The following is a 23623-nucleotide window of genomic DNA, read 5'->3' on the forward strand; positions in this document are numbered from 1 at the left end:
CTGAGATCTACGCCACAGCCCCATGTAACAAGGCTTCATATTCCGGCAACTGCTGGGCAACATCCGCCTGACAGAGTCTTCCTTGTCAGCAGGTCCGACTCTTCACCAGGGAGCCGGAAAGGCTGCAGGTCCGAGCTTTTCACCAGGAAGCTCGGGCCACCCGTGGGGCCCGGCGATTGTCTGAGCGATCGCCGGGCCCTACAACGTTGCCCGAACCAGGAGCTTGCCTAGGACAACCGGTTCACGATGGTGCGGTAGACACCCGGGAGTGCGGCCGCGGCGGGGACGATCCGTGGCGCGAGGAGTGGGCGGTTGCGGGCCCACAGCAACGATGCGGTGAGCAGGCGGCATTCCCAGGAGACGCGTCGCCAGGCCGCCTCGTAGTCCTGCGGGCGGTCGGCACGGACGCAGTCGACCAGTTCGGCGGAGGTACGCAACGCGACCGCGATGCCTTCGCCGGTGAGCGCGTCGACGTACCCGGCGGCGTCGCCGACGAGCAGGACCCGGCCGGAGGTGCGGGCGCGGACGCGTTGGCGGAGCGGACCGGCGCCCATCACGGCACTCGCCGCCACCGCACCACGCAGCCGGCGCTTCAGGAGAGGGAAAGCGTCGAGGTGTGAGTCGAACGTGCCGCGCGCGGAGGTGAGGACGGCGACGCCGACCATGTCGTCGGCGACCGGAGTCACGTAGGCCTCGCCAAGCTTTGACCAGTACACCTCGACGAGGTCGGTCCAGGGCGAGACAGCGAAGTGCTGGCGGAGTCCACGACGTACCTCACCGGAATTCTCACCACACAAATCCAGTTGGCGGCGGATGGGTGAGTGGAGGCCGTCGGCGGCGGCCAGGTAGCGGGCGGTGATGCCGGCCGCGGTGACGGACGTGGTGTTCTGGGTGATGGGGCCGACTCGGGTGTGGAGAACCGGGATATCTAGCGCCGCTAGCCGCGACATCAGAGCGGCGTGCAGGGTGGTACGACGTACTCCGAGGCCTGGTCCGGCGGTGAAGCGGGCGTCGACGCTGTGACTTTCGTCGAGGTAGCGGATGCCGTGGAACTCGCGGCCCGTGAGTTCCACACCCAGGCGGGAGAGGTATGAGACCGCGCTGTGGGCGATGCCTTCGCCGCACGCCTTGTCGATCGGAGCGGAGCGCGGCTCGACGACCGCAACAGACAGTCCCGCCAACGCTGCTCGGATCGCTGTGGCTGCGCCTGCTGGACCGCTACCAGCTACCAGAAGGTCGATCACGTCACCAGGGCGGACTTCAGCGCCGCCTCTTCGGACCGGATCCGGATGGCGAGGATCGGGATGTTCAAGAGGGTGAACACCAGCGCCGTCACCCAGGCGGTGTGCACCAACGGCAGGGCGATCCCCTCCGCCACGACCGCCACGTAGTTCGGGTGCCGGATCCACCGGTAGGGGCCACGTGCAACCAGCCGGAGACCCGGTACGACGATGACGCGGGTGTTCCACTGATGGCCGAGGACGCTGATGCACCACCACCGCAGCCCCTGCGCCAGCAGCACCACCGCGAACATCGTCCAGCCCAGCCACGGAATGAACGGCCGGTGTAGCGCCTCCACCATGCACGCCGCCAGCAACAACGTGTGCAGAGCGACCATGAACGGGTAATGGCCCCGCCCCGACTCCACCCCGCCCTGCGCGAAGCTCCAGCGCGCGTTGCGCAGCGACACCACGAGCTCGGCCACGCGCTCAGCCGCGACCAGGAGCACCAACCCCAGATACCAGCCGTACATCACCACTCCAGCAGAACGAGCTCGGAACAGAAACCAGGACCCATCGCCAGCAACAACCCCGGACCTGCAGGATCCAGCCTCAGGGTGTCACCGAGGACGTGCAGGACCGAGGACGACGACAGGTTGCCGACTGCATCGAGCGACTTCCAGGTCAGCTCCAATGCCCCCGGCCGCAACGACAGCGTCTCCGCCACCGCCTCCAGCACCTTCGGTCCGCCCGGATGACTGACCCACGTCCCGATGTCCGGAACGGTCAGGCCGTGATCGCCGAGGAACCCGCGAACGTCCTCGCCCAAGTACGTCCGCACGACCTCCGGCACGTCCGCGCCGAGCACGATCCGGAACCCGCCCGATCCGACGTCCCACCCCATCACCCGCTCTGAGTCCGGGTAGAGCCGCGAACGCGTCGCCACCACCGAAGGCCCCGACGCCGCCGGATGATCCGACCCGGTCAGCACCACCGCTGCCGCTCCGTCGCCGAACAACGCACCACCCACCAAGTTCGGCAACGACGAGTCGTCCCGCTGCAGTGTCAACGAACACAACTCCACCGACAGCAGTACGGCGACGTGCGTGGGCCACGCCTTCAAGTAGTCATGCAACCGGGCGATCCCCGCCGCTCCCCCGACACACCCCAAACCGAACAGCGGCAGCCGCTTCACGTCCTCCCGCATCCCCAGCCGCATCGCCACCCGGGCATCGATCGACGGCGCTGCCACCCCGGTCACCGTCGTGAACATCAGTACGTCGACGTCCTCGAGCGTCAGCCCCGCGTCCTGCACCGCCCCCGCGACCGCCTCGGACCCGAGGTCCACGGCCGCCGCGATCCACGCGTCGTTCGCCTCGCCGAAGTCCTTGAGTACGGCGTACTGCTCCAACGGCAGCGCGAGATGCCGGTACGACACTCCCGCGTTCGCGTGCAGCCGGCGGAGCAACGCCGTACCGCGACCGTCCGGGAGACAGATCGACTCGAACGCGGCGGTCAGCTCGGACTGCGGATACCGGTACGGCGGGAGCGCGGGCCGGACCGCGGCGATCCGCGTCATCGTGGCATCGTTACGTCGGTGAGAACGCTGCGGACCGTCAAGGGTCTGGCTCTCGCGTGCCATCCGGGCCCGACCGTCGCCGTCACCGCCCTGGTCACCGCCGTCGCGTGGTCGGCCGGGCGCAGTCCGGCCGGGTGTCTTCTCGTCGCAGCAACGATCCTCACCGGCCACCTCTCGATCGGCTGGAGCAATGACGCGATAGATGCCGCCCGCGACACCATTGTGAACCGCCGGGACAAGCCCGTGGTGCGTGGACTGGTGAGTCGCCGGACACTCGCGGTCGGTGCGGGCGTGATGCTGGTCGTCACCGTTCCGGTCTCCCTCGCCAACGGCGTCGCGTCCGGGTTGATGCACCTGCTGTTCGTCGCCTGCGCCTGGGCGTACAACCTGGGCCTCAAATCGACCGTGATCTCCTGGCTCCCGTACGCCGTCGCGTTCGGCGGACTGCCCTCGTTCGTGACGCTCGGCACCGCGCACGTCTGGGCCCCGTGGTGGGCGACCGCGGCGGGTGCTCTCCTGGGGATCGGTGCCCATCTGGCAAACGTCGTACCCGACCTCGCCGACGACCTGGCCACCGGCGTCCGCGGCTGGCCCCAACGCCTCGGCCGTTACGCCCGCCTCGTCGCACCGCTCCCGTTGGCGACAGCAACCGGTCTCCTGGTCATCGCGCCACCCGGAGCGATCGGCGTCATCGGCTGGATCGCCCTCGCGGTCGTCGCCGCTCTTCTGACCACGATCCTCCTGTGGCGCAACGCCCCCTTCCTCATCACGATCGCCATCGCCGCGGTCAGCATCATCTCCCTCGTGCTCCGCGGCGACGCGCTCGTCTAGCCCGCGTCCGGCTTCAGTGGGGCGTTGCTGCCGAGAATGGCGGCGGTCAGTGCCTCGGCGGGTTCCTTCGCGGCGCGGGGGTTGGTGATCAGGACGAGGTCGATGGAGGGGAGTTCGGGCAGGCCGGCGCTCGGCGGGGGCTCCACCAGGTCGGCCGGCATCAGGGACCGGGCGAAGATCGCGATCCCGAGACCGGCGCGGACGGCGGCGAGTACGCCGTTGACGCCGCGGACGATGCACGTGATCCGGCAGGTTCGACCGGCCTGCTCGAGCGACTGCACACCGAGCGACCGGCTCAGCGAGGGCGCCTGGTACGCGACCAGCGGGACCGGGACGTCGGGCGCGATCCGGGTCCCGGCGATCCCGGCCCAGACCATCGGGTCCCGCCGTACCAGCCGGCCGTTCGGCTCGTAGCCGCCGCCGGCGCCGTGCTTCACGTAGGCCAGATCGAGGTGGCCGGACTCGACCCGGCGGAGCAGGTTCGGGCTCTGGGCAACGGTCAGCTCCAGGTCGATCCGCGGGTACAGCTGGCGGAAGTCGCGGAGGATCTTCGGCAGCGGCGTGAGCGCCAGGTCGTCGGTCACGCCGAACCGCAGCCGGCCGCGCAGCTCCGAGCCGGTGAAGTACCCGGCGGCCTCCTCGTGGGCGGCCAGGATGGTCCGGGCGAAACCGGCCATCGCCTCGCCGTCCGCGGTCAGCGTGACAGTGCGGGTGTCACGGACGAACAGCGGCCGCCCGACCGCCGTCTCGAGTTTGCGGACGTGTTGGCTGACCGTCGGCTGCCGGATGCCCAGCCGCTCGGCCGCCTGGGTGAAGCTGAGCGACTGCGCCACCGCCAGGAACGTGCGCAACTGGTCCGGGTCGTACATCGATAGACCTCCCATTACGTGACGCAATAAGACTAATAGGAGTAATTCGCTGGGGGAATTCAGTACCCAACCCTGAGGATGGACATGTCCTCCCCTGACCAGTCCACTCGTGTAGGGATCGCTCTTGACCACCCGGGCCACCGGTACTGTCCCGTCCACCGACTTCCATCTCCACCGCAACACCGACTCCACCCAGCTCCGGGAGACGCAAGCGCGCCGGCCGGGCTTCAAGGACACCTTCAGCGCACTGCGGGTCCGCAACTTCCGCCTCCTGGTCAGCGGGTTGCTGATCAGCTCGACGGGCGGCTGGATCCAGCGCATCGCCCAGGACTGGCTGGTGCTCACGCTCACCGGCAGTGCCACCGCGGTCGGCATCACGACCGCGCTGCAGTTCCTCCCGACCCTCACGCTCGGTCTGTTCGGCGGCGTGATCGCGGACCGGTTCCCGAAGCGGAAGATCCTGCTGGTCACGCAGATCACGATGGGCACCTGTGCCGGCGTCCTCGCCCTGACCGCCTTCACCGGTCACGTCCAGGTCTGGCACGTCTACACGATGGCTTTCGTCCTCGGTCTCGCGACCGCGGTCGACAACCCGACCCGGCAGTCGTTCGTCACCGAACTCGTCCCGCGCGACACGGTCCGGAACGCGATCAGCATGGTGTCGTCGACGTTCCAGCTCGGCAGCCTGATCGGGCCCGCGCTCGGCGGTGTGCTGCTCGGCACGATCGGCGCCGGCTGGGCGTTCGCGCTCAACGGGCTGACGTTCTTCGCGTCGATCAGCGCGCTGCTGCGGATGCGCGAGAGCGAGATGCCCGGGTTCCACGCGGCGCGCAAGGCGAGTGCCGGGATGCGGATCCGGGACGGCCTGCGCGACGGCGTCCGGTACGCGTTCCACGAGCCGGCCGTCCGCTGGGCGATCGCGCTGGTGGGTATCTACGGCATGTTCTGCATCAGCCTGCCGGTGACGCTGACCGCGTTCGCCGACCGGGTCTTCCACACCGGCGCTTCGGGGTACGGCGTACTGAACTCGGTCGTCGCGTTCGGGGCCCTGGCGGGCGCACTGCTCTCGGCCCGCCGCGTCCGCCCGACTCGTCTGCGGAACCTGATCGGCATCGCGTGCCTGCTCACGATCACCGAAGTACTGGCCGCGATCCAGCCCTCCCTGTGGACGTTCATCCCGGTGCTGGCGTCGATGGGCATGGCGACGCTGATGTTCCTGACCGCGGCGCAGTCGATGGTCCAGCTGACCACGCCGGACGGCCTGCGCGGCCGGGTGTCCGGGATCTACAACCTGGTCTTCATCGGGGGCGGCGCGATCGGCGGGCCGTTGGTCGGGTTCCTGGCCCAGCACTTCGGCGCCCGCTCGGCGCTGATGATCGCGGGCCTGGTCCCGGCGGTGGCGACGGTCGCGATCGGACTCCGGCTCCGGCGCGACGGCCGGCTCCGGCTGGTACTCGTCCGGACACGCTCCCCGTGGCACCAGGTCCCGATCCGCGTGAACCTGCAGCAGACCGAGATCCACCTGTCGGCCCCGAAGAGCACCCCACTGCCGAGCCGCACGTCCCGCCCGTTCGCACTCGGCCGCCGGCAGCACGCCCGCACCGACCCGCACCTACGCCCACTCCGCCCCCGCCGCCGCCCCCAGCACCACTGAACTCCCGGGGCAGGGCCGAGCTGCCTTCCCAGCCCTGCCCCGGGCCACTTTGAGCACCCACCAACCATTTCTGGACGCGCTGCATGGTTGGTGGGTGCTCAAAGTCGTTCTGGCAAGGCTCGCGCCCCGGCTGGATCAGGCCGGGGCGCGAGGTGCCGGCGGGCGGGCCGGCGAGGCGGCATCAGGGAGCGTTGATGACGCCGACTGGGGGCACCTGGACGGTGCGGTGGTGCTTGGTGCCGCCGAGGACCACCTTGCGGAGGGCGACGTTGTTCTTCGTGCTGGACTCGAACAGCCGGTTCTCCGGGTTGGCCGTCACCTGGACGTAGTAGGTGCCGTTCGCCAGGTTCGTGATGTCGAAGGACTGGCCGGGCAGCGACTGCACGTAGGTGTCGCCGGAGCCGACGTCGAGGACCTCACGGACCGACAGCGAGCCGTGGTCGCCGCAGGCGGTGTGCAGGTCAGTGTTGTCCGGGTGCCAGTTCGCGTTCTTCACCGTGTAGTCGATGGAGTCCGTCGCGGCCAGGCAGAACGCCTCTTTCTGGCTGCGCACCACCTCGGTCTGCTTGGCGTTCAGCAGGCTGTAGCGGGCGAAGTCGGTGAAATGCCAATGGTTGTGGCCGTCCCGGCCGTCCCACTCCAGCGTCCCGGTGTTCTGGTACCCGACCTGCTTGCCCTGCGCGTTGTAGAAGTACTGGTACGCGTCCATCAGGTCCTTGCCCTGCCGCCGGAACCCGTCCAGCACCAGCGGTGACGGGCCCGCGTTCCACACGGTCGCCGAGAACTGCAGGAAGTCCTTGTTCGCGTCCGGCGTACCTTCGTCGCCCGGCGCTACCACGATCCCCCACGCCGGCACCGGCCGCAGGTCCGGCTTCGGACCCTTCGGCACGCTCGCCTTGCCGGCCGGACGAGCCGCGTTCGGCTTCGGCGCCACTGAATTCGAGCTCATCTTCTGAGCCCCGGAGGTGTCGGACTTCTGCACCGTCACGTTCAACTTCACCGACGAGTCCTTCGCGGGAATCTTGAGGAAGTCCCGGTACGCCTTGTTCACGGTCACCGTCGCCTTGTACTTGCCGGCGGCAAGTTGCACCGGGTCCCCGTCGCCGTACGTCCGCGCCGACCACCCGGTCTGCAGTCCCCACACCGCGCCCTGCGTGAACGGGTTCGCCGTACAGCCGTCCGGGTACGGCGAGGTTGCCGGGGCATCCGGACGGGTCCGCGACCCGTCGCCGTTCAGGCAGACCGCCTGGTCCTTCTCGAGTACCTTCTTGCCCGCAGCATCGGTCAGCGTGATGTGCAGGAACTTCCCCAGTCCGGAGAAGCCCGTGACGAGCCCCTTCGGCAACTGCCGGACCGGCTTGCCGTGGACGTACTGCGTCGCGACCACCGGCGAGCTGTACGACGCCCGCGTGGCACGGACCTCGATCGGTGCGTTGCCGGCCACCACATGCGTACCGAGATCCAGGTCGACGCCGTAGTCCACGACGCTGTCCAGAGTCACCTCGGTGCCTCCAGCAACCAACTTCAAAGCTGGCGGCGACGCCGATGACGCCGCCGATGCGCCGGCGGCCGCGAGTGCGACCAGACCGGCCGCCCCGGCCGCGGCGACCGCCGTCCGGCCGAGTTTCCTTGTGTTCACGATGACGGAACCCCCTCCTGCCTCCGGCCGGCATCCTCACGAGCCGGCCCGTTGCTGGTACGACGACCCGGGCGCGGAGCGAAGTTGATCAAGGTTCCATGGCGGTCCTGTCACACGAAGTAACAGAGCCTCAATACTTGACTGCGTAAATTAAGCCTGCCTAGGCTCGACGACGTCCGCTCACTCCTCCCCCGGAGGACGTTTCCATGTCCTTGAGACGCCGTACCGCCATCGTCCTGGCTGCCGTCGCCCTGGTGTCGACAGCAGCCGCGACCGCCCCAGCTGATGCGGTCCAAGACCAGAAGCCCACCTATCCGCAGATCGCTGCCAAGCCGTACATGGGCTGGAGCAGCTGGAGTCTGCAGTCGACCAACTACCCGGGCGTCAATCCCGACGGCCCCGGCAGCTTCATCAACGAGAAGAACATCCTCACCCAGGCGAACGCCCTGGCCACGAAGCTCAAGCCGTACGGCTACGAGTACATCAACATCGATGCCGGCTGGCAGGACGGCGGTGACGAGTACGGCCGCCCGGTCGCGATGGCGAAGCGGTTCCCCCGCGGCATGAAGGCGGTCGGCGACGACATCCACAAGCTCGGGCTGAAGTTCGGCATCTACACGACCGTCGGCCTCGGCATGGACGTCTACCGCGACGGCAACACCCCGATCTACGACGCGCCGGGCTGCTTCACGCGCGACATCGTGTACCCGGACCTGCGCAAGACGAACGGCTGGGACGCGGCGTACAAGATCAACTACGAAAGCCCCTGCGCGCAGAAGTACGCCGACTCGATCGCCCGCCTCTTTGCTAGCTGGGGCGTGGACTTCATCAAGATGGACGGCGTCGGCCCGGGCTCCTGGAAGGGTGCGCCGGACGACCCGAACCACAACAACACCGAGGACGTCGAGGCCTGGTGGCGCGCGGTGCAGAACGCCGGCCGGCCGATGATGTACACGCTGTCGTGGTCGCTCAGCCACCGGTACGCCGATGTGTGGAAGCAGAACTCGAACGGCTGGCGGATCGACACCGACGTCGAGTGCTACTGCGACACGATCGTCAAATGGGACAGCTCGGTGAAGCAGCGTTGGTGGGACGTCGCGCAGTGGATCGACGACGCCGGGCCGGGGCACTGGAACAACCTGGACGCGATCAACGTCGGCGTCGGCGCGATGGACGGCCTGACGGACGCCGAACGCCAGTCCTACATGACGTTCTGGGCGATCAACTCTGCGCCGCTGTTCGCGGGCGACGATCTGACCAAGCTCGACGCGTACGGCCTGAAGCTACTGACGAACCGTGAGGTCATCGCGATCAACCAGTCCGGCAATCCGGCGCGTCCGCTGAACCAGGACCAGCTGCAGCAGGTCTGGTACGCCCAGAACGCGGACGGCAGTACGACGGTCGCACTGTTCAACCTGGCCGACTCCCCCGCCACAGTGACCGGCAACTTCGACCAGCTCGGCATCGGCGGACAGGCCACGGTCCGCGACATCTGGGCGAACCAGAACACCCGGAACGTCTCCGGTTCGGTCAGCGCTCAGCTGCCCGCACACGGGTCGAAGCTGTACAAGATCACGCCGAATCAGTACGTGCCGGTGAGCATCCCCGCCGATCTGACCGCGACGGACGTCAGCCGTACGACGGTGTCGCTGAACTGGCGGCCCAGCGCGGGCGCGACGTCGTACCAGGTGTTTGCCAACGGCAAGCAGGTTGCGACGAGCACGAAGCCGGGCACCGTGGTGGGCGGTCTGCAGCCGCAGACGCAGTACACGTTTACGGTGACGGGTGTGAAGTACGGCCGTACGTCGGACGCGAGCGCCGGGATCACCATGTACACGTCGAAGTCCGGCGGGCCGGTGCGTTACGAGGCCGAGGCGCCGACCAGCACGCTGACCGGCGATGCGGGTGTCTCCGGATGCACGCTCTGCTCGGGCGGCTCCAAGATCGGCAACATCGGCTACTCGTCGACGGTGACGCTCAACGGCCTCACCGTGCCGGCCACGGGCACGTACCTGGTGAAGATCGCTTACACCGACGGCGACACCAGCCGGCAGAGCATGCTGACGGTCAACGGCACCGACAGTTACTGGGTGAACTACCACGGCCTCGGCGACAACGACTGGGGTACGCCGCAGGTCACCTACCTCCCGATGAAGCTGACCGCCGGATCGAACTCGATCAAGGTCAGCAATCCGAACGGCTACATCGCCGACATCGACTGGATCGCTGTGTAACCCCACCGATCCGCGGGGCCGGTACCACCAGGGCCGGCCCCGCACTTCTCACCGCGGTTCGACCGTGTAACGGATGGTCTGGCCGACGATCTTCCCGTCCTCGATCAGATACGAGTCCACACCGTCGCGGACCTGAACCTGCGAGTCCTGATACGTCCACTCGAGGAGCCCGACCCGGCCCTCGACGGCGACGTAGGTGTAGTCGAACGCCTTGTGCTCCGGCAGCTCGGCGGCCAGCATCAACGCGAGCTCCCGCACCCCGCCGTGGCCCCGGAATGTGCCCCGGCTCATCAAGATCACGATGTCCTCGGACACGTTCCGGCGCAGATCTTCGGCCAGCAGCTCCTCGAGCGACGGGGTCCCGGCCCAGTTGTTCGCGATGTTCAGATGATCGTCCAGCACCTCACGTGCCGATCGCTGGCTCAAGTCCCCCACGATTCCTCCCCCGCCTTGCAGTAGGACTTCATGTTGCGCTGCCGGCCCCGCCCGCACAAGCTTTACTGGACGAATGAGCGCCTACCCCGAACCCCTGATCCCGCCCGGCGGCACCGCGCCGGTCCCGCGGCGGATCCGCGCGATGCTCGACGACCGCGTCGTCCTCGACACGACGGACGCGATCTACCTCTGGGAGTTCCCGCCGTACCCGCAGTACTACGTCCCGCTCGCGGACGTCGCCGACGGGCTGCTGACCGACACCGGCGAAACCAAGACGTTCGCGCACGGTGACGCGAGGGTGCACGCCGCGGGCGTCGGCAAGGCCTGGGTGTACGACGAGGGCGTCGCGAAGGGCCGTGTGCGGTTCCAGTGGGACGCGCTCGACAGCTGGTTCGAGGAGGACGAGGAGGTCTTCGTCCACCCGCGGAACCCGTACTCCCGGGTCGACGCGATCAAGTCCACCCGTCACATCACGGTCTCCGCCGACGGCCAGCTCCTCGCCGACTCCACCGCGACCGTCATCGTTTTCGAGACCGGACTACCACCGCGCTACTACTTCCCGAGAACGTCCGTCCAACTCGAGCACCTCACCCCGTCCGACAAAGTCACGGCCTGCCCGTACAAAGGCCGCACGTCGGCGTACTGGTCGGTCCCCTCGGTCCCGGACGTCGCCTGGTCCTACGACTTCCCGACCGCGCCGCTGCTCCCGGTCGCCGGCCACGTCGCGTTCTTCAACGAGAACGTCGACATCACCATCGACGGCGTACCGCAGGAACGCCCGATCACCCCGTTCTCGAACCCAACCCAGCGACCAACTGACGGAAATGTGAGCAGGCCGTGAAATCAGGTTCTGCGCAGGTCAGTGCATGCGAGATCAGCCGCTTGGACTCCTGAGCCTGCCGGATCTGCTCGTCGAGCAGCGCGTCCTGCTCGCCGAGCACCGCGCGACGTTCGGAGCCGTTCGGGGCGTCGAACATACGGCGGATCTGCGCGAGGCTCAGGCCCGCTGCCTTCGCGCGCTGGATCATGACCACGCGCCCGACGTCCGACTCGTCGTACCGCCGGCGACCAGCGACGCGCTCCGGGGTGAGCAGGCCCTCGTCCTCCCAATGGCGGAGGACATGGGTGGCGAGCCCGAAGCGCTCGGCGAGCTCGCCGATGGTCAGCATCAGATGCCGGCGGTCGTTGCGCCGTCCATGGTGATGATCGAGGCGGTGACATAGCTGGCCCGGGGCGAGGCGAGGAAGATCGCGACGTCGGCGACCTCCTGCGGCTCGCCGGCTCGGCCCATCGGGATCTCGCGGACCATCTCCTGAAGCAGCTCGTCCTTCGGCTTGCCGGTCGCCCGCACCGCGGCTTCCAGCCCCTCGTCGACCCGGGAGGTGCGCGTCATGCCTGGGTTGATCACGTTCACCCGGACGCCCTGCCCCGCGTACGCCTTCGCGTAGCCGGCCGACGCCAGCATCAGCGCCGCGTTCGCCGCGCCGCCACCGATGTGCAACGGGTTCGCCGCGCGACCACCCTGGCCGACGACGTTCACGACCGCGCCGCTGCCGCGTTCCGCCATCCCACGGATCACGGCCTCGGTCGCGTGCATGTACGTGAAGTACTTCGCGTCCATCGAGGCATGCAGCGCCGTACTGTCCAGCTCGTCGACCGGCGTCCGGCGGGCCGCGCCGGCGCAGTTGATCAGGATGTCCGGTACGCCGATCCGCTCGAAGGCGGCGCGCGTCGCGTCGGCGTCGGTGAGGTCGACCGCTTCGGCCTGGAAGCTCAGGCCCTTGGCTGCGAGTTCGTCCTGCGCCTTCGCCAGGTTGCCGGCGTCCCGCGAGATGCCTACGACCACCACACCCTCACGCGCCAGCGCCTCGACACAGGCCAGCCCGATCCCCTTGCTCGCACCGGTGACCACCGCGGTCTTCCCGGACAGTTCCAGCTCCACGTGACTCCTCAGATGTTGGCGTCGTACTCGTCGCGGGCCTCGGCGATCTCGTCCATGTGGTCGTAGGCCCAGGTCCGCATCGTCGCGACGGCAGCGGCCAGACTCAGGCCGAGCGGGGTCAGCGTATAGCTGACCGTCACCGGCACAGTAGGAAGAACATCACGCCGTACGACGCCATCCCGCTCGAGGTGACGCAAGGTCTGAGTGAGCATCTTCTGCGTGATGCCCTCGATGACCGACTTGAGCTGGCCGGACCGCAGCGTGCCGTGCTTCTCCAGCGTGCTGATCACGAGCATCGTCCAGGTGTCGCCGATCCGGCCCAGCACCTGACGTGTCGGGCAGGCGCCCTTGGTGGCGTCCCACTTACCTCTGACCTGGTCGGTATCCATTTGGTGCCTAAGGCAGTAATGAGTGCTGTCTTCCCACCGCGACGAGGGGTTCGTAGCGTCGTTGGCGAGTCTACGCACGGAGGACAACACAGATGAGGGCATTTCTGCCAGTCGGACCGAACGCGATTGCGCCGGCCGAGGTCGACGAGGTGCGGCAAGGTCCGGGTGAGGTCGTGATCGAGGTCGCGGCCTACTCCGTGAACCGCGGTGAGACGTTCCAGGTCGAGAACCCACCGGCCGATTGGCGGCCCGGGAAGGACGTCGCGGGACGTGTGGTCGCGACGATCGACGGCGGACCGGCGATCGGGTCGCGTGTGCTGGCGCACGTGCCGCACTCGGGCTGGGCCGAGCGCGTCGCAGCACCGCTCGCACAGGTCGCCGTACTCCCGGACGAGATCTCGTTCCAGCAAGCAGCCGCGCTGCCGTTGGCAGGTCTCACCGCAGTGCGGCTGCTCCGTTCGGCGGGCGCGGTGATCGGGCGACGGATCCTCCTGACCGGGGCGTCCGGCGGAGTCGGCCACTACGTCACCGAACTCGCGGCCGCCGCGGGCGCTTGCGTCACCGCCGTCGTCTCGTCGCCACCCCGAGGCGAGCGACTGCGTGAGCTCGGCGCCGAGACCATCGTGTACGACGTCGCGGACGCACCCGGCCGGTACGACGTCGTACTGGAGTCCGTCGGTGGCGACAGTCTGCCGATCGCGCTGTCGAAACTGCTCCCCCGCGGGCGGCTGATCTGGTTCGGCGAGGCGAGCCGGAAGCCGATCGAACTGGACTTCTTCACCCTGTTCGACGGACCCGAGAACGCAACGATCGAGCACTTCCACTACACCGACGGCGACGACGCGGCCGACCTGGCGACGCTCGTCCGCCTGGTCGCGACCGGCCGGCTGCACCCCGAGATCGGCCGCCAGGAGGACTGGTCCCGGACGCCCGAGGTCCTCGACGACCTCCGCCGGCGCCGTATCCGCGGCAACGCCGTACTCACCGTGATCGAACAGGAGCGCCCACCGCTGGATCCCAGGACCGTCGTCACCCGGTACGTCGAGGCCGTGGCGGCAGGAGACCGGGCGACGATGCGCGCGAGTTTCGCACCGGACGTGGTCTGGACGTTTCCGGGCGACCTGCCGTTGTCCGGTGAGTGGAAGGGCCGGGACACGGTCGTCGACGAGTTCCTCGGCGCGGTCGCCGGCCGGGTGTTCGCGCCAGGTGCTCGGGTCACCATCACGCTCGCGAACGTGATCGCCGACGGCGACCTGGTGTTCGCCGAGTGGACCGCGGCGGCGACGTCACGGTCGGGTGCTCCGTACCGGAACAGCTGTGGCGGAGTGTTCACCGTCCGGGACGGGGCGATCGTCGCGGTGCGCGAATATCTCGACACCGATCACGTGCGCCGGACACTGTTCGAGTCGATGCCCTGAGCAATCGTCACCTTCGACGCCGGAGGCAACGATTTCGGCGGATCGCTGTTCTGGGCTTGATCGGGTCAGTACGATGGGTAACCAGATCGACACTCTTTGTTTCGACGCCTGATGCCCGAGCAATCCTGAGCACCGACGCCGGAGGACCCGTGCCGACCCCTTCCCACTCTCCCCCCACTTCCAGCGAACGTCTGTCCTGGAAGACTGTTCTCCACCATGACCTACCGGCCTCGCTGGTGGTCTTCCTGATCGCAGTACCGCTTTCCCTAGGAATCGCCGCAGCGTCCGGCGCCCCGCTGATCGCCGGCCTGGTGGCCGCTGTGGTCGGCGGTGTCATCGCCGGCGCGCTCGGCGGCTCCCCACTCCAGGTCAGCGGCCCGGCCGCCGGCCTGACCGTTGTCGTCGCCGGACTCATCACCCAGTTCGGCTGGGCCGCGACCGCCGCAATCACCTGCGCTGCCGGCCTGTTGCAGATCGTGCTAGGAGTCACCCGAATCGGGCGACTGGCGCTGTCCCTCTCTCCCGCCGTCGTGCACGGCATGCTCGCCGGGATCGGCGTCACGATCGCCGTCCAGCAGCTGCACGTGGTGCTCGGCGGCAAAGCCCAGAGCTCATTGATCTCCAACGTGACAGCGCTCCCCGCGCAGCTGATCGCGCACCACGGCCACTCGGTCGTGGCCGGCATACTCACGGTCGCGATCGTGCTCACCTGGCCGCGAATCCCTAAAGTAAAGGTGATTCCGGCACCACTCGTCGCCGTCGTGGCGGTCACGGCATTGGCCGCGGTCACCATGCCCGACGTGACCCGGGTCGACCTGCCGGACAACCCGTTGCAGAGTCTGATCCTCCCGGTGATGCCGAAGGGTACGCCGCTCGAGATCGCCACCGCCGTACTGACTGTCGCGCTCGTCGCCAGTGTCGAGTCGTTGCTGTCGGCCGTTGCCGTCGACAAGCTTCATCGCGGCCGGCGGAGCAATCTCGATCGCGAACTGATCGGCCAGGGCGCCGCCAACGCGGTGTCCGGTGCGCTCGGCGGGATGCCGGTCACCGGCGTGATCGTGCGCTCGTCGACGAACGTCGCGGCCGGCGCCCGGACCCGCGCGTCGGCGATTCTGCACGGTCTGTGGATCGCGGCGTTCGTACTCGCGGCGGGGTCGATGCTCGAACTGATCCCGATGGCCGCGCTGGCCGGCGTACTGCTCGTCACCGGACTGCGCCTGGTGCAGCTCGCCCACATCCGAACGCTGCGTCGGCACGACGAGTTGCTCGTGTACGTCGTGACCGCGGTCGGCGTCGGCGTACTGGGACTGGCCGAAGGCGTCCTGCTCGGTCTGGTGCTCGCGCTCGCGCGCGTGCTGTACCGGCTCGCGCAGGCAACCGTGACGGCGACCGAGGCCGATGGCGTGTGGACGGTACGGATCCGTGGTGCGCTGGTGTTCCTCGGAGTCTCGTCGCTGGTGCGGACGCTGCGCTCGATCCCTCCCGGCGCAACGGTTCGGATCGATCTCACGGTGGATCATCTCGACCATGCGGCGTCCGAGGCGATCGAGGACTGGCGGCGCGGGCACATCGCGCGCGGCGGTTCGGTCGAGGTGTACCGCGCCGGGTCCGCCGAGCAGTTGGACGACGTCCCGATCCGGGCGTTGCTGGCGAAGCTCGCGGCCGATGGGCAAAAGCCGGCGCACCTGTTCATCACGTGCGCGGACTCGCGGATCGTGCCGACGATGATCACGACGAGCGGTCCGGGTGACCAGTTCTGCGTGCGGAACATCGGGAATCTTGTGCCGCCGAAGGGATCGAACAGCAACTCGGTCGACGCCGCGATCGAGTACGCGGTCGATGTACTCGGGGTGAAGTCGATCGTGGTCTGCGGTCATTCCTCCTGCGGCGCCGCGGCCGCCGCGCTCGCGGCCGACGTACCCGAAGGATCGGGGCTGCAGAACTGGTTACGGCACCTGGAGCCGTCGGTACGGCGGGCGGTCGCGCTCCCGGACATCGTGGATCCCGCGACCGGCGTGCAGTTGTCGCCGGCCGACAAGCTGTCCGTCGCGAATGTCGCCGTACAGCTGGAGAATCTGCGGAGCTTCCCCTGTGTCCGCGCGGCCGAGGATCATGGCCGGCTCGAGCTGATCGGGCTCTGGTTCGACATCGGCGCGGCGACGGCGCGCTCGGTCCTGGACCGCGCGCCGTTCCTGGTCCGCGCCGGCGAGGAGCTGTCGAAGATCAGGAGCAGCGGTACGGCGAGCGCGATCGCGACCAACCCGTCCAGCCAGTAGTGGTTCGCGGTGACCACGACGACCGTGAACGTGAGCAACGGATGTGCGATCCACAGCCAGCGCCAGCGCGACCGGGTCGCCCGGATCAGGAAGACCGCGACCATGAACGCCCAGCCGACGTGCAGACTCGGCATCGCGGCGAACTGGTTCGCGACCCCGGAGTGCGTGCTCGGTCCGTAGACCGACTGACCGAGCAGCACGCCCGTATCCACCCAGCCCGGCATCATCCGCGGCGGGGCGAGCGGGAAGAACATGTGCCCGATCAACGCCAGCCCGGTCAGTGACGCGAGCGCCCAGCGGGCCTTCCCGTACTCGGCCGGGCGGCGGATCAGCAACCAGAGCAGCACCACCGCGGTCAGCGGGAAGTGCACGCCCGCGTAGAACACGTTGGCGAGCTGGGCGAGTCCGTCGACCTTCAGCGCGTGGTGCTGGATCGTCGACTCGCTCGGCAGCCCGAGCCAGGCCTCCCAGCGGATCAGTTCGTCCGCGTGCCTGAACGCCGACCCCGCATGCTCCGCGGACAGGAAGCGGCCGAGGTTGTAGACCCCGAACAGCCCGGCGAGCAGCGCGATCTCCTTGACGATCCGCCAGCTCCCGCCGCGATGCCGCCCCAGCTCCGGCAGACTCGACTGCCCTACCCGCTCCAGAGTCACCTGCGCCATGCCGACCCCCACATCAAACCGAACGCTCGTTCTCTGAAATCCCACCCTGCGCCCAGGCCCGCTCCCAGATCAAGAACGGTCATTCGTTTTCCCTTGTGATTCCTGGCACTCTTTCAAATTATCGCAACATGCTGATAGTTGCGAATAATATGAACCAACTCACATTTGGGCAGGGTGAAGGCCCCGGCTAAATCGGTCGACGCAGGGTGCCGGCCTCGGGAGAGTGCTCGCATGGTGACGGTTTTCATCCGGTGGACGTGGATGCGGGCGGTGCTGCACAACGGGTGGTGGCTGGTCACCAGCGTCTATCTGGTCGTCGACGCCGGACTCTCCCCCGCCGAGCTCGTGCTGATCGGGTCCGTGCAGAGTGCGTTCGCGCTCGTCTTCGAAGTACCGGCCGGCGTCATCGCCGACACGATCAGCCGCAAGTGGTCGCTGGTCATCTCCCAGGTGCTGATGGGTACGGCGATGCTCGCGACCGGGCTGTTCGAGTCGTTCCCCGCACTGCTCGCCACGCAGGTGCTGTGGGGTATCTCGTGGACCTTCGCGAGCGGATCCGACGTCGCCCTGATCACCGACGAACTGGATCGGCCGGAGGAGATCAACCTCGTCCTCGCGCGGGCCGCCCGCGCGCAGCTGACCGGTGCGGCGACCGGTCTCGTCCTCCTCGGGCTGCTCGCCTGGGCAACCCGGCGCGACCTCACCATCGTGATCGCCGGCGCCGCGATGGCGGCGCTCGCGCTGTACGTCGCATTCCGCTTCACCGAACACAACTTCGTCCCGACCCGGACCGCCCGGTGGTCCGCGTCCTGGAGCACGTTCCGTCGCGGCGTCACGCTGGTACGACGCAGCCGCGCGATCCTGCTGATCTTCGCCGCGACCTTCCTCGTGAACGGCGCCTCCGATGCCGCCGGACGCCTTACCCAGAAGCAACTTCTCGACCTGGGGCTGCCGAGCGCGCCGGATCCAATCGTCTGGTTCACCGCCCTCGGCGTCACCGGTCTGATCGTCGGCGCCGTCGTACTCCGGCTGGTCACGCACCGCATCAACGGCGCACACGCCGCGACCGACTACGCGTTGGCCGCTCTCGTCGGAGTGCTGGCCATGCTGTTGCTCGCGTTCGCCGCAGACCCGATCATCGGCGCGATCGCCGTCGTCCTGCTGAACGGCATCGTCACGCCCCTCACTCGCGTGATCAGCACGATCTGGGTCAACGCCCGCACTACCGCCGACATCCGCGCGACGACGCACTCGTTCCTCGCGCAACTGGAGTACCTGGGCGAGATCGTCTGCGGCGTGACCATCTCCGCGATCGCACAACTCACCACATTGCCGCTCGCGCTCACGGCGTGTGCGGTCCTGTTCGCGGCAACCGCCGTACTGATGCGCCGGTCACCAGGTGATCCTGCCGTCGGTGACCTGCACTAGGGCGTCGGCGGGGATTGCGTCGTACGACGCGACGACGACCGGGAGGTTGAGGTCGTACAGCTCGGCGGCGATGAGGGCGCCGAGCGGGATGATCGGGTCGGGGCGGGACAGGATGATAGCGGCGGGGGCGGTGCCGGCGCGGATCTGTTCCGCGAGGACGCTCGACGCGGAGCTGGAGCCGCGGCCGGATTCCATCAGGAGGATGCGGCCGGTGAGGACCTCGCCGCACTGCGGGTGATGCGCGTCGACGATGCGGCCCTCGTTGTCGGTGCCGCCCCAGAAGGAGAGCGGCGCGGTCAGACGGATCGGCGTACCCGAAGCGGTGCCAGGATGGAGGGTTCGGCCGTGGATGATCATGCGTCGAGCACCACGTGGCCGGCGCGGGCCGAGGCGACGCATTCGGTGAGCGAGCCGAGGACCGCGGAGACGTTGATGTTGCCGGGTGCGTAGTGCGCCCACTTGCCCGAGTTCGTCATCACGTACTTCCAGGTGGGCGACAGGATCGCCGTGACGTATGTGCAGGTGTCGACGATGACCGTTACGCCCGCGCCCTCCAACACCTGCAGTACGCCGTTCGCGGCCAAGAGCTCCCGTGTCGCGCGAGCGGTCGACAGGTAGAACGGCAGCTGCAAGGGCGGTCCCACCAGCAGCTCGGACAGCCGGACGCATTCGGCGTACGACGCGTGCGGCGTGCCGATGCTCACCGCATCCAACTCTGAGGCGACCGTCGACAACTCGCGTCGGACACGCTGCAGGGTCTCGAGGTCAACCACTCGCACCGGCAGGCCGTCCACCGCTGTCGGCGCCTCTGGCGTAATGCCCACCGCATGGAACAACGCGACACCGCCGGCCGACGCGGCCGCCGCACCGAGGGCCTTCAGGTCGTCCTCGCTCGCCTCGGACGGAATCCCTAGCAGTACAGGGATTTCGGCCCCGACCACCGATCCGATGTGATGACCGAGCAACGGGTACGTCAAGTCGGAGAACTCGCCCAGCGGGCGGCAGTCGAACACCACGGTCCCCCGCCGGGCCTCGGGAGTCTGCAATCCGGCGTACGGCGCTCGTCCGGTGATCGCCGCGCAGACGTCGAGGAAGTCGCCGTACCGATCCGTGCGCGCGCCGAGGACCGAGTTCGCGAACACGATCGCGTTCGACTCCGCCCACGCGACGTGCTCACCGAACGCCGGGCGATTCGGGAGCTGGTACGGCGCGCAGGTGAACGTCGGCGTACAACCGAGTTCGACGTACGCCGCCATCAGCTCGCGCCCCGCCGCCGCGAGCTCGTGGTCCCGGACGAGGCCTGGATGGACGAGGTCCGTCGAGCCCACGTTCAGAGTGGTCGGGACGCGCACCTGGGCGCCCAGGTCGACCAGGCGATGCGCGAAGTCGAGGCTGACCTGACCGTGGTACAGGCACGAGTCGACGTGCGCCGACGTGATCTCGACCAGCCGCGGCGCGTCCGAGATCCGCGCCTGCCCGACGATCACCCGCATCGCGAGCGCCACCCCGCCCCCGTCCCGACCGCCGAGCATCGCCTCTTCGTCGGCGGTCAGGTCCAGAGTCGGCATGCGTTGAACCTAGCGGACCTGTGCCACTCACCAACCCGCCGGACGCGGCGCGCGGCGCGCTCGTCCAGTCGGCCGTGGCACGCTTCGTGCGAGGTTGGTCAGTGGTGGGCGCCCGCCTAAACCACCTGCCGCCTGGATGCGACGAGCTCGCCCGCGTCGTAGCCGTCCGCGCGGAGGAGTTGGCTCGGTGTGACGTCCAGGATGTCGATGTTCAGCGGGGCGGTGTAGTCCTCGGAGCTGATCGGGCGGCCGTCGACGTAGAGGTCGACCCGATCGATGCCCTGGGCATCTATCGCGACGGTGAGCGTGGTACCGCTCAACGAGGTCTTCAGGTCGAGCCGGCGGACCGGGAGCGCGGAGAGCAGCGCACCGGCCTTGTTCAGCAGGTCGACGTTGCCCTCGAGCAGGTCGGCTCTGGTCATCCGGTGGGTCTCCTGCGGTTTGACGCCGAGGTCCTCGACCGGCGTACCGGCGAGCTTGCCGACCCGCAGGGTACGCCGGATCGCGACCCGCAGGTTCGCGCCGTTCGGCAGCGCGACGTACGGCGAGGTCTCGTCGGGTGGCGGCGGTTCGTTCAGCAGGGCCGCGAGCAGACCGTGCGTCCAGACGTTCGCGCCGCCCGCGCCGGTGTTGTCGTCGACGCCGAGGATGGTGCCGATCTCGTGGTCGGCGAACCCGGCCGCGAAGATGTCCGTCGCCGAGTAGACCCGGGCGTCGGTGATCAGGACCACGGGTCCGTGGTACGTCTGGCCGATGTCGTTCGCACCGTCCTCGGGCGTGATCGGTTTCGCCGCCGAGTACTGCGCCCCGGTCTCGATCGCCAGGTCCAGCGAGTCGAACCACGGACCGAGATCGATCCCTGCCGGGTTGTCCTGGTGCCGCCGGCAGATCCGCAGGTTGAGCGGCGAACTGATGAACTGCACCGGCTCCGGCGCGACCCGCCGCGGCGTCATCGTCTGCAGGGTGAACTCGCTCGCGTAGATGTGCCCGCCGCCGTTGTCCCGGACGTCCACGATCAGGCCGTTCTGCGGCAGCATCGCGGCCAGCCGGACGAACTCGTCCCGGAACGCGACCGGGTCCTGCACACTGAACGTGAAGATCCGCAGCTGCCCGAAAGTCCCGGACGGCGTCACGACCTCACGGGCCCGGAACACCCCGGGCATCGTGGTCGGCAGATCCGCACCGGCGACCGCGGCCGGAGCAGCCAGCTCGGCCGAGCTCTGGCCGCGTTCCAGTTCGACGACGTCGCGGACGTACAACGCCTTCTTGGCGCGCGACTTCTCGTCGGAGTCGAGATCGAGCCCCATCAACGCTGAGGCCTCGCTGATCGCGTCGAGGTCCGTCATCGGCGGCAGGTTCGTGGTGACCTTCCACTGCTCGCGCAGTTCCTGGTCCGAGCCGTCGAGGCCGACGTACGTCAGCCTCACCCAGTCCTCGTCGGGCGGGGCCTGGATGACCAGCGGGCGCAGCGTCAGCGACTCCAGGCCGCGGGCCAGGTTGGCGGCGTCGTTGCTCCCGGCGAAGACGGCGCCGTTGAGCGCGACCGCGCGGGCGATCGGCGTACCGTTCCAGTGCGTCACCTCCGCGCCGGGGCCGAACTGCGGAGCCTGGTAGCCGGTGACGGTGCGGGTGATCAAGTAGTGCCCAGAACCGTCCGCGTCGTAGCACTTCTCGATCATGAACGGCAGGAACGCGATCTTCCCGGCGAACGGCACCGGCAGCAGGTAGTTGGTGTGCAGGTCGCGGACCGAGTGGAAGATGTTCGACATCGCGCGATGGAACAGCCACTCCTCCTCCATCGTCTCCGGCGTCAAACGCTCCATCCGCGCGCGCATCACCCGCAGCCGCTGCAACGGGTTGACGGCGTGCATCGCGACCTTCAACGGCAGGTGCACGTAGTTCTCATTGAGGAGCAGAAGCGCCTGATCCACCAGGAGTTTCCGCTGGTCGAGCGTCAGCGTGCCGGCCGCGTCGAGGAAGTCCGACAACGGGACGGCAGCCGCTGCGTCCGTGCCGATCGTTTCCCGCACTGCGGGCCGACGCGCGGTCGTCTTGCTGGCCGCCGTCCTCTTCGCTGCCGTCTTCTTGGCTGCGGTCTTCTTGGCTGTGGTCTTGTTGGCTGTGGTCTTGCTGGCTGGGCGTTTGGTCGTGCGTGGTTGAGACATCGTCCCCCCAATACGGAGGCCCCTCCCCGGGCCGCGATCCCTCCACCGTGGTCCGCTCACCAGGCGATGTCAACGGCCCGCCACGCCGTTCCACCAGGACATCTCAGCGCCTCGTCAATCATTATCGAAAGCATGCGGATCAGCCGTTTGTTCCTGACGGCCGCCCTCCTGATCGGCGTGCTCGTCCCGACGCCCGCGCAGGCGGCGGCAACCTTCCCACGCATCGACGCGAGCGGCTTCCAGCTCGTGTCGGGTGACACGTTCGCGACGTACGGCGCCCGCGTCGCGCAGCTGGAGACCAAGCCGCCGCTCGCGCCGGTCGGCGTCACCGAGGTGCTCGCCGCGTCCAACCGGACCGGGCGGCCGCTGTGCCATGAGACGTACCTCAACGCCTCACTGAATCCGCAGGGGTTCTGCTGGCAGGACGGCGAGGACGACGACGAGAACGTCTGGATCCCGCAAGGCGTCAGCGGGTCCGGAGACGCGCAGCCGGCCGGCGGGGCGCGCCGGGTCGTGGTGGCGAGCTGGCACAACAGCGACGACACGGCGATCCGGGTGTCGTTCCTGGACCTGGCGACGAACAAGTACCGGCACGTGCTGCTCGTCGAGCCAACGGCGGACGGGAACTTCCAGGCCGTCGCCGGGCACGGGCACGGGTTGTTCTGGTCCGGGAACATGCTGGTGGTCGCGACCGGCGGATCGGTCCTGCGGGTGTTCGACCTGCGGCACATCTGGCGCACCGACACCAGCACCGGCGAGGTCGGACTAGGTGCCGATGGCAAGTATCACGCGTTGTGGCACGCCTTCGCGCTGCCGCAGGTCGGTGCCTACTGGTACGCCGGTGGCGGCTGCGCGAACACGACCGGGACCAAGCCGTGCTTCGCATCGCTCGGGATCGACCACGGCGGGACGGGATCGTTCGTGGCGGTAGAGCACACGACGCGGGGCGGCGGGCGGATCGTCCGCTGGCCTCTCGACGAGTCGACCGGTCTGCTCCGTGCGGGGGCTGACGGGGTCGTGCATGCGGTGGAAGCGTTCGACTCGCCGGTGTGGGGTATGCAGGGCGCGACGTCGTACAACAACAGCTTCGTGATCACCGGCGTGTGTCCGGAGTACGCCGGGAACATCGGTGACGGGATCGACTACCCGAGTTGCCTGCATCGGGGCGTCGGCGGCGAGTCGACAACGGTCTGGACCAAGGCGCCGAAGAACACCGAGAACCTGTCGTACTGGCCCGCGACCGGTGAACTGTGGCTGCTCAGCGAGCAACTCCGCGAACGGGTCACCGTCCACATCCCCTTCCCCTCGTAGTTG

20 protein-coding genes and 1 pseudogene are annotated in these 23623 nt (G+C 68.4%); 8 read left to right on the forward strand and 13 right to left on the reverse strand.

Going from position 1 to position 23623, the window contains the following annotated elements; all coding sequences use genetic code 11:
• Positions 1–227 precede the first annotated feature (227 nt).
• The 3 genes from E0H45_RS27815 to E0H45_RS27825 are packed head-to-tail and all read right to left on the reverse strand — an operon-like array spanning position 228 to position 2799.
• Positions 228–1244: an NAD(P)/FAD-dependent oxidoreductase gene (locus E0H45_RS27815; RefSeq protein WP_131342709.1), complete on the reverse strand. Its 1017-nt coding sequence runs from the start codon at positions 1242–1244 to the stop codon at positions 228–230.
• Positions 1241–1753 (reverse strand): isoprenylcysteine carboxyl methyltransferase family protein, encoded by a 513-nt coding sequence (locus tag E0H45_RS27820; protein WP_131342711.1) that lies wholly within the window; start codon positions 1751–1753, stop codon positions 1241–1243. Before E0H45_RS27820 ends, E0H45_RS27815 begins: the two co-directional genes overlap by 4 nt.
• Complete coding sequence (locus E0H45_RS27825) at positions 1753–2799, reverse strand: type III polyketide synthase (RefSeq protein WP_131342713.1); 1047 nt, start codon at positions 2797–2799, stop codon at positions 1753–1755. Before E0H45_RS27825 ends, E0H45_RS27820 begins: the two co-directional genes overlap by 1 nt.
• Before the next feature lie 18 nt (positions 2800–2817).
• Between E0H45_RS27825 and E0H45_RS27830 the strand changes: the two genes are divergently transcribed.
• Positions 2818–3630, forward strand: a complete 813-nt coding sequence (locus E0H45_RS27830) for a UbiA family prenyltransferase (protein ID WP_131342715.1) — start codon at positions 2818–2820, stop codon at positions 3628–3630.
• Here the strand turns inward: E0H45_RS27830 and E0H45_RS27835 are convergent.
• The gene (locus E0H45_RS27835; RefSeq protein ID WP_130380615.1) at positions 3627–4499 is read right to left on the reverse strand and encodes a LysR substrate-binding domain-containing protein; all 873 of its coding nucleotides are present in this window, start codon (positions 4497–4499) and stop codon (positions 3627–3629) included. The genes E0H45_RS27830 and E0H45_RS27835 overlap by 4 nt on opposite strands.
• Before the next feature lie 124 nt (positions 4500–4623).
• Between E0H45_RS27835 and E0H45_RS27840 the strand changes: the two genes are divergently transcribed.
• Entirely contained in the window at positions 4624–6153 is a 1530-nt protein-coding gene (locus E0H45_RS27840) for an MFS transporter (protein WP_131342717.1), read from the forward strand.
• A gap of 181 nt (positions 6154–6334) precedes the next feature.
• Here E0H45_RS27840 and E0H45_RS27845 read toward each other — a convergent pair whose 3' ends face one another.
• Positions 6335–7792 (reverse strand): lysyl oxidase family protein, encoded by a 1458-nt coding sequence (locus E0H45_RS27845; RefSeq protein ID WP_238155321.1) that lies wholly within the window; start codon positions 7790–7792, stop codon positions 6335–6337.
• 206 nt (positions 7793–7998) lie between these two features.
• Here E0H45_RS27845 and E0H45_RS27850 point away from each other — a divergent pair, with 206 nt between their 5' ends.
• Positions 7999–10026: a fibronectin type III domain-containing protein gene (locus tag E0H45_RS27850; RefSeq protein ID WP_131342721.1), complete on the forward strand. Its 2028-nt coding sequence runs from the start codon at positions 7999–8001 to the stop codon at positions 10024–10026.
• A gap of 48 nt (positions 10027–10074) precedes the next feature.
• On the opposite strand, the gene E0H45_RS27855 is transcribed toward E0H45_RS27850, so the two are convergent.
• Positions 10075–10461: a nuclear transport factor 2 family protein gene (locus E0H45_RS27855; protein ID WP_202872532.1), complete on the reverse strand. Its 387-nt coding sequence runs from the start codon at positions 10459–10461 to the stop codon at positions 10075–10077.
• A gap of 73 nt (positions 10462–10534) precedes the next feature.
• On the opposite strand from E0H45_RS27855, the gene E0H45_RS27860 reads away from it, so the two are divergent.
• Positions 10535–11302: a DUF427 domain-containing protein gene (locus tag E0H45_RS27860; protein WP_131342723.1), complete on the forward strand. Its 768-nt coding sequence runs from the start codon at positions 10535–10537 to the stop codon at positions 11300–11302.
• On the opposite strand, the gene E0H45_RS27865 is transcribed toward E0H45_RS27860, so the two are convergent.
• From E0H45_RS27865 to E0H45_RS27875, 3 genes are read right to left on the reverse strand one after another with little or no spacing between them, the layout of a single operon-like run.
• On the reverse strand, positions 11244–11630 hold the full coding sequence (locus tag E0H45_RS27865) for a helix-turn-helix domain-containing protein (protein WP_131342725.1): 387 nt from the start codon (positions 11628–11630) through the stop codon (positions 11244–11246). The genes E0H45_RS27860 and E0H45_RS27865 overlap by 59 nt on opposite strands.
• The gene (locus E0H45_RS27870) at positions 11630–12403 is read right to left on the reverse strand and encodes an SDR family NAD(P)-dependent oxidoreductase (RefSeq protein ID WP_131342727.1); all 774 of its coding nucleotides are present in this window, start codon (positions 12401–12403) and stop codon (positions 11630–11632) included. The genes E0H45_RS27865 and E0H45_RS27870 overlap by 1 nt, the downstream gene beginning before the upstream one ends.
• Positions 12404–12411: 8 nt before the next feature.
• On the reverse strand, positions 12412–12792 hold the full coding sequence (locus E0H45_RS27875) for a winged helix-turn-helix transcriptional regulator (RefSeq protein ID WP_131342729.1): 381 nt from the start codon (positions 12790–12792) through the stop codon (positions 12412–12414).
• Between the two features lie 92 nt (positions 12793–12884).
• On the opposite strand from E0H45_RS27875, the gene E0H45_RS27880 reads away from it, so the two are divergent.
• A complete protein-coding gene (locus E0H45_RS27880; protein ID WP_202872533.1) occupies positions 12885–14210 on the forward strand; it encodes a nuclear transport factor 2 family protein in 1326 nt (441 codons plus the stop codon).
• Between the two features lie 149 nt (positions 14211–14359).
• Positions 14360–16306: pseudogene (locus tag E0H45_RS27885) on the forward strand (bifunctional SulP family inorganic anion transporter/carbonic anhydrase); the annotation flags it as partial.
• A 14-nt stretch (positions 16307–16320) separates the two neighbouring features.
• Here the strand turns inward: E0H45_RS27885 and E0H45_RS27890 are convergent.
• Positions 16321–17148: a phosphatase PAP2 family protein gene (locus E0H45_RS27890; RefSeq protein ID WP_202872534.1), complete on the reverse strand. Its 828-nt coding sequence runs from the start codon at positions 17146–17148 to the stop codon at positions 16321–16323.
• A gap of 231 nt (positions 17149–17379) precedes the next feature.
• Between E0H45_RS27890 and E0H45_RS27895 the strand changes: the two genes are divergently transcribed.
• Positions 17380–18576: an MFS transporter gene (locus E0H45_RS27895; protein ID WP_131342733.1), complete on the forward strand. Its 1197-nt coding sequence runs from the start codon at positions 17380–17382 to the stop codon at positions 18574–18576.
• Here the strand turns inward: E0H45_RS27895 and E0H45_RS27900 are convergent.
• The 3 genes from E0H45_RS27900 to E0H45_RS27910 form a co-directional block, all read right to left on the reverse strand.
• Positions 18541–18933 carry an aconitase X swivel domain-containing protein gene (locus E0H45_RS27900; protein WP_131342735.1) on the reverse strand — a complete coding sequence of 131 codons (393 nt, stop codon included), beginning with the start codon at positions 18931–18933 and terminating at the stop codon, positions 18541–18543. The genes E0H45_RS27895 and E0H45_RS27900 overlap by 36 nt on opposite strands.
• Positions 18930–20144: an aconitase X gene (locus tag E0H45_RS27905; protein ID WP_131342737.1), complete on the reverse strand. Its 1215-nt coding sequence runs from the start codon at positions 20142–20144 to the stop codon at positions 18930–18932. The genes E0H45_RS27900 and E0H45_RS27905 overlap by 4 nt, the downstream gene beginning before the upstream one ends.
• Before the next feature lie 116 nt (positions 20145–20260).
• Positions 20261–22309 carry a S41 family peptidase gene (locus E0H45_RS27910; protein ID WP_131342739.1) on the reverse strand — a complete coding sequence of 683 codons (2049 nt, stop codon included), beginning with the start codon at positions 22307–22309 and terminating at the stop codon, positions 20261–20263.
• Positions 22310–22441: 132 nt separating this feature from the next.
• Here E0H45_RS27910 and E0H45_RS27915 point away from each other — a divergent pair, with 132 nt between their 5' ends.
• Positions 22442–23620: a hypothetical protein gene (locus E0H45_RS27915; protein ID WP_131342741.1), complete on the forward strand. Its 1179-nt coding sequence runs from the start codon at positions 22442–22444 to the stop codon at positions 23618–23620.
• The last annotated feature ends 3 nt before the right edge of the window (positions 23621–23623 follow it).

Origin of the sequence: Kribbella soli (assembly GCF_004331345.1) — a bacterium.
Taxonomy (GTDB): Bacteria; Actinomycetota; Actinomycetes; order Propionibacteriales; family Kribbellaceae; genus Kribbella; species Kribbella soli.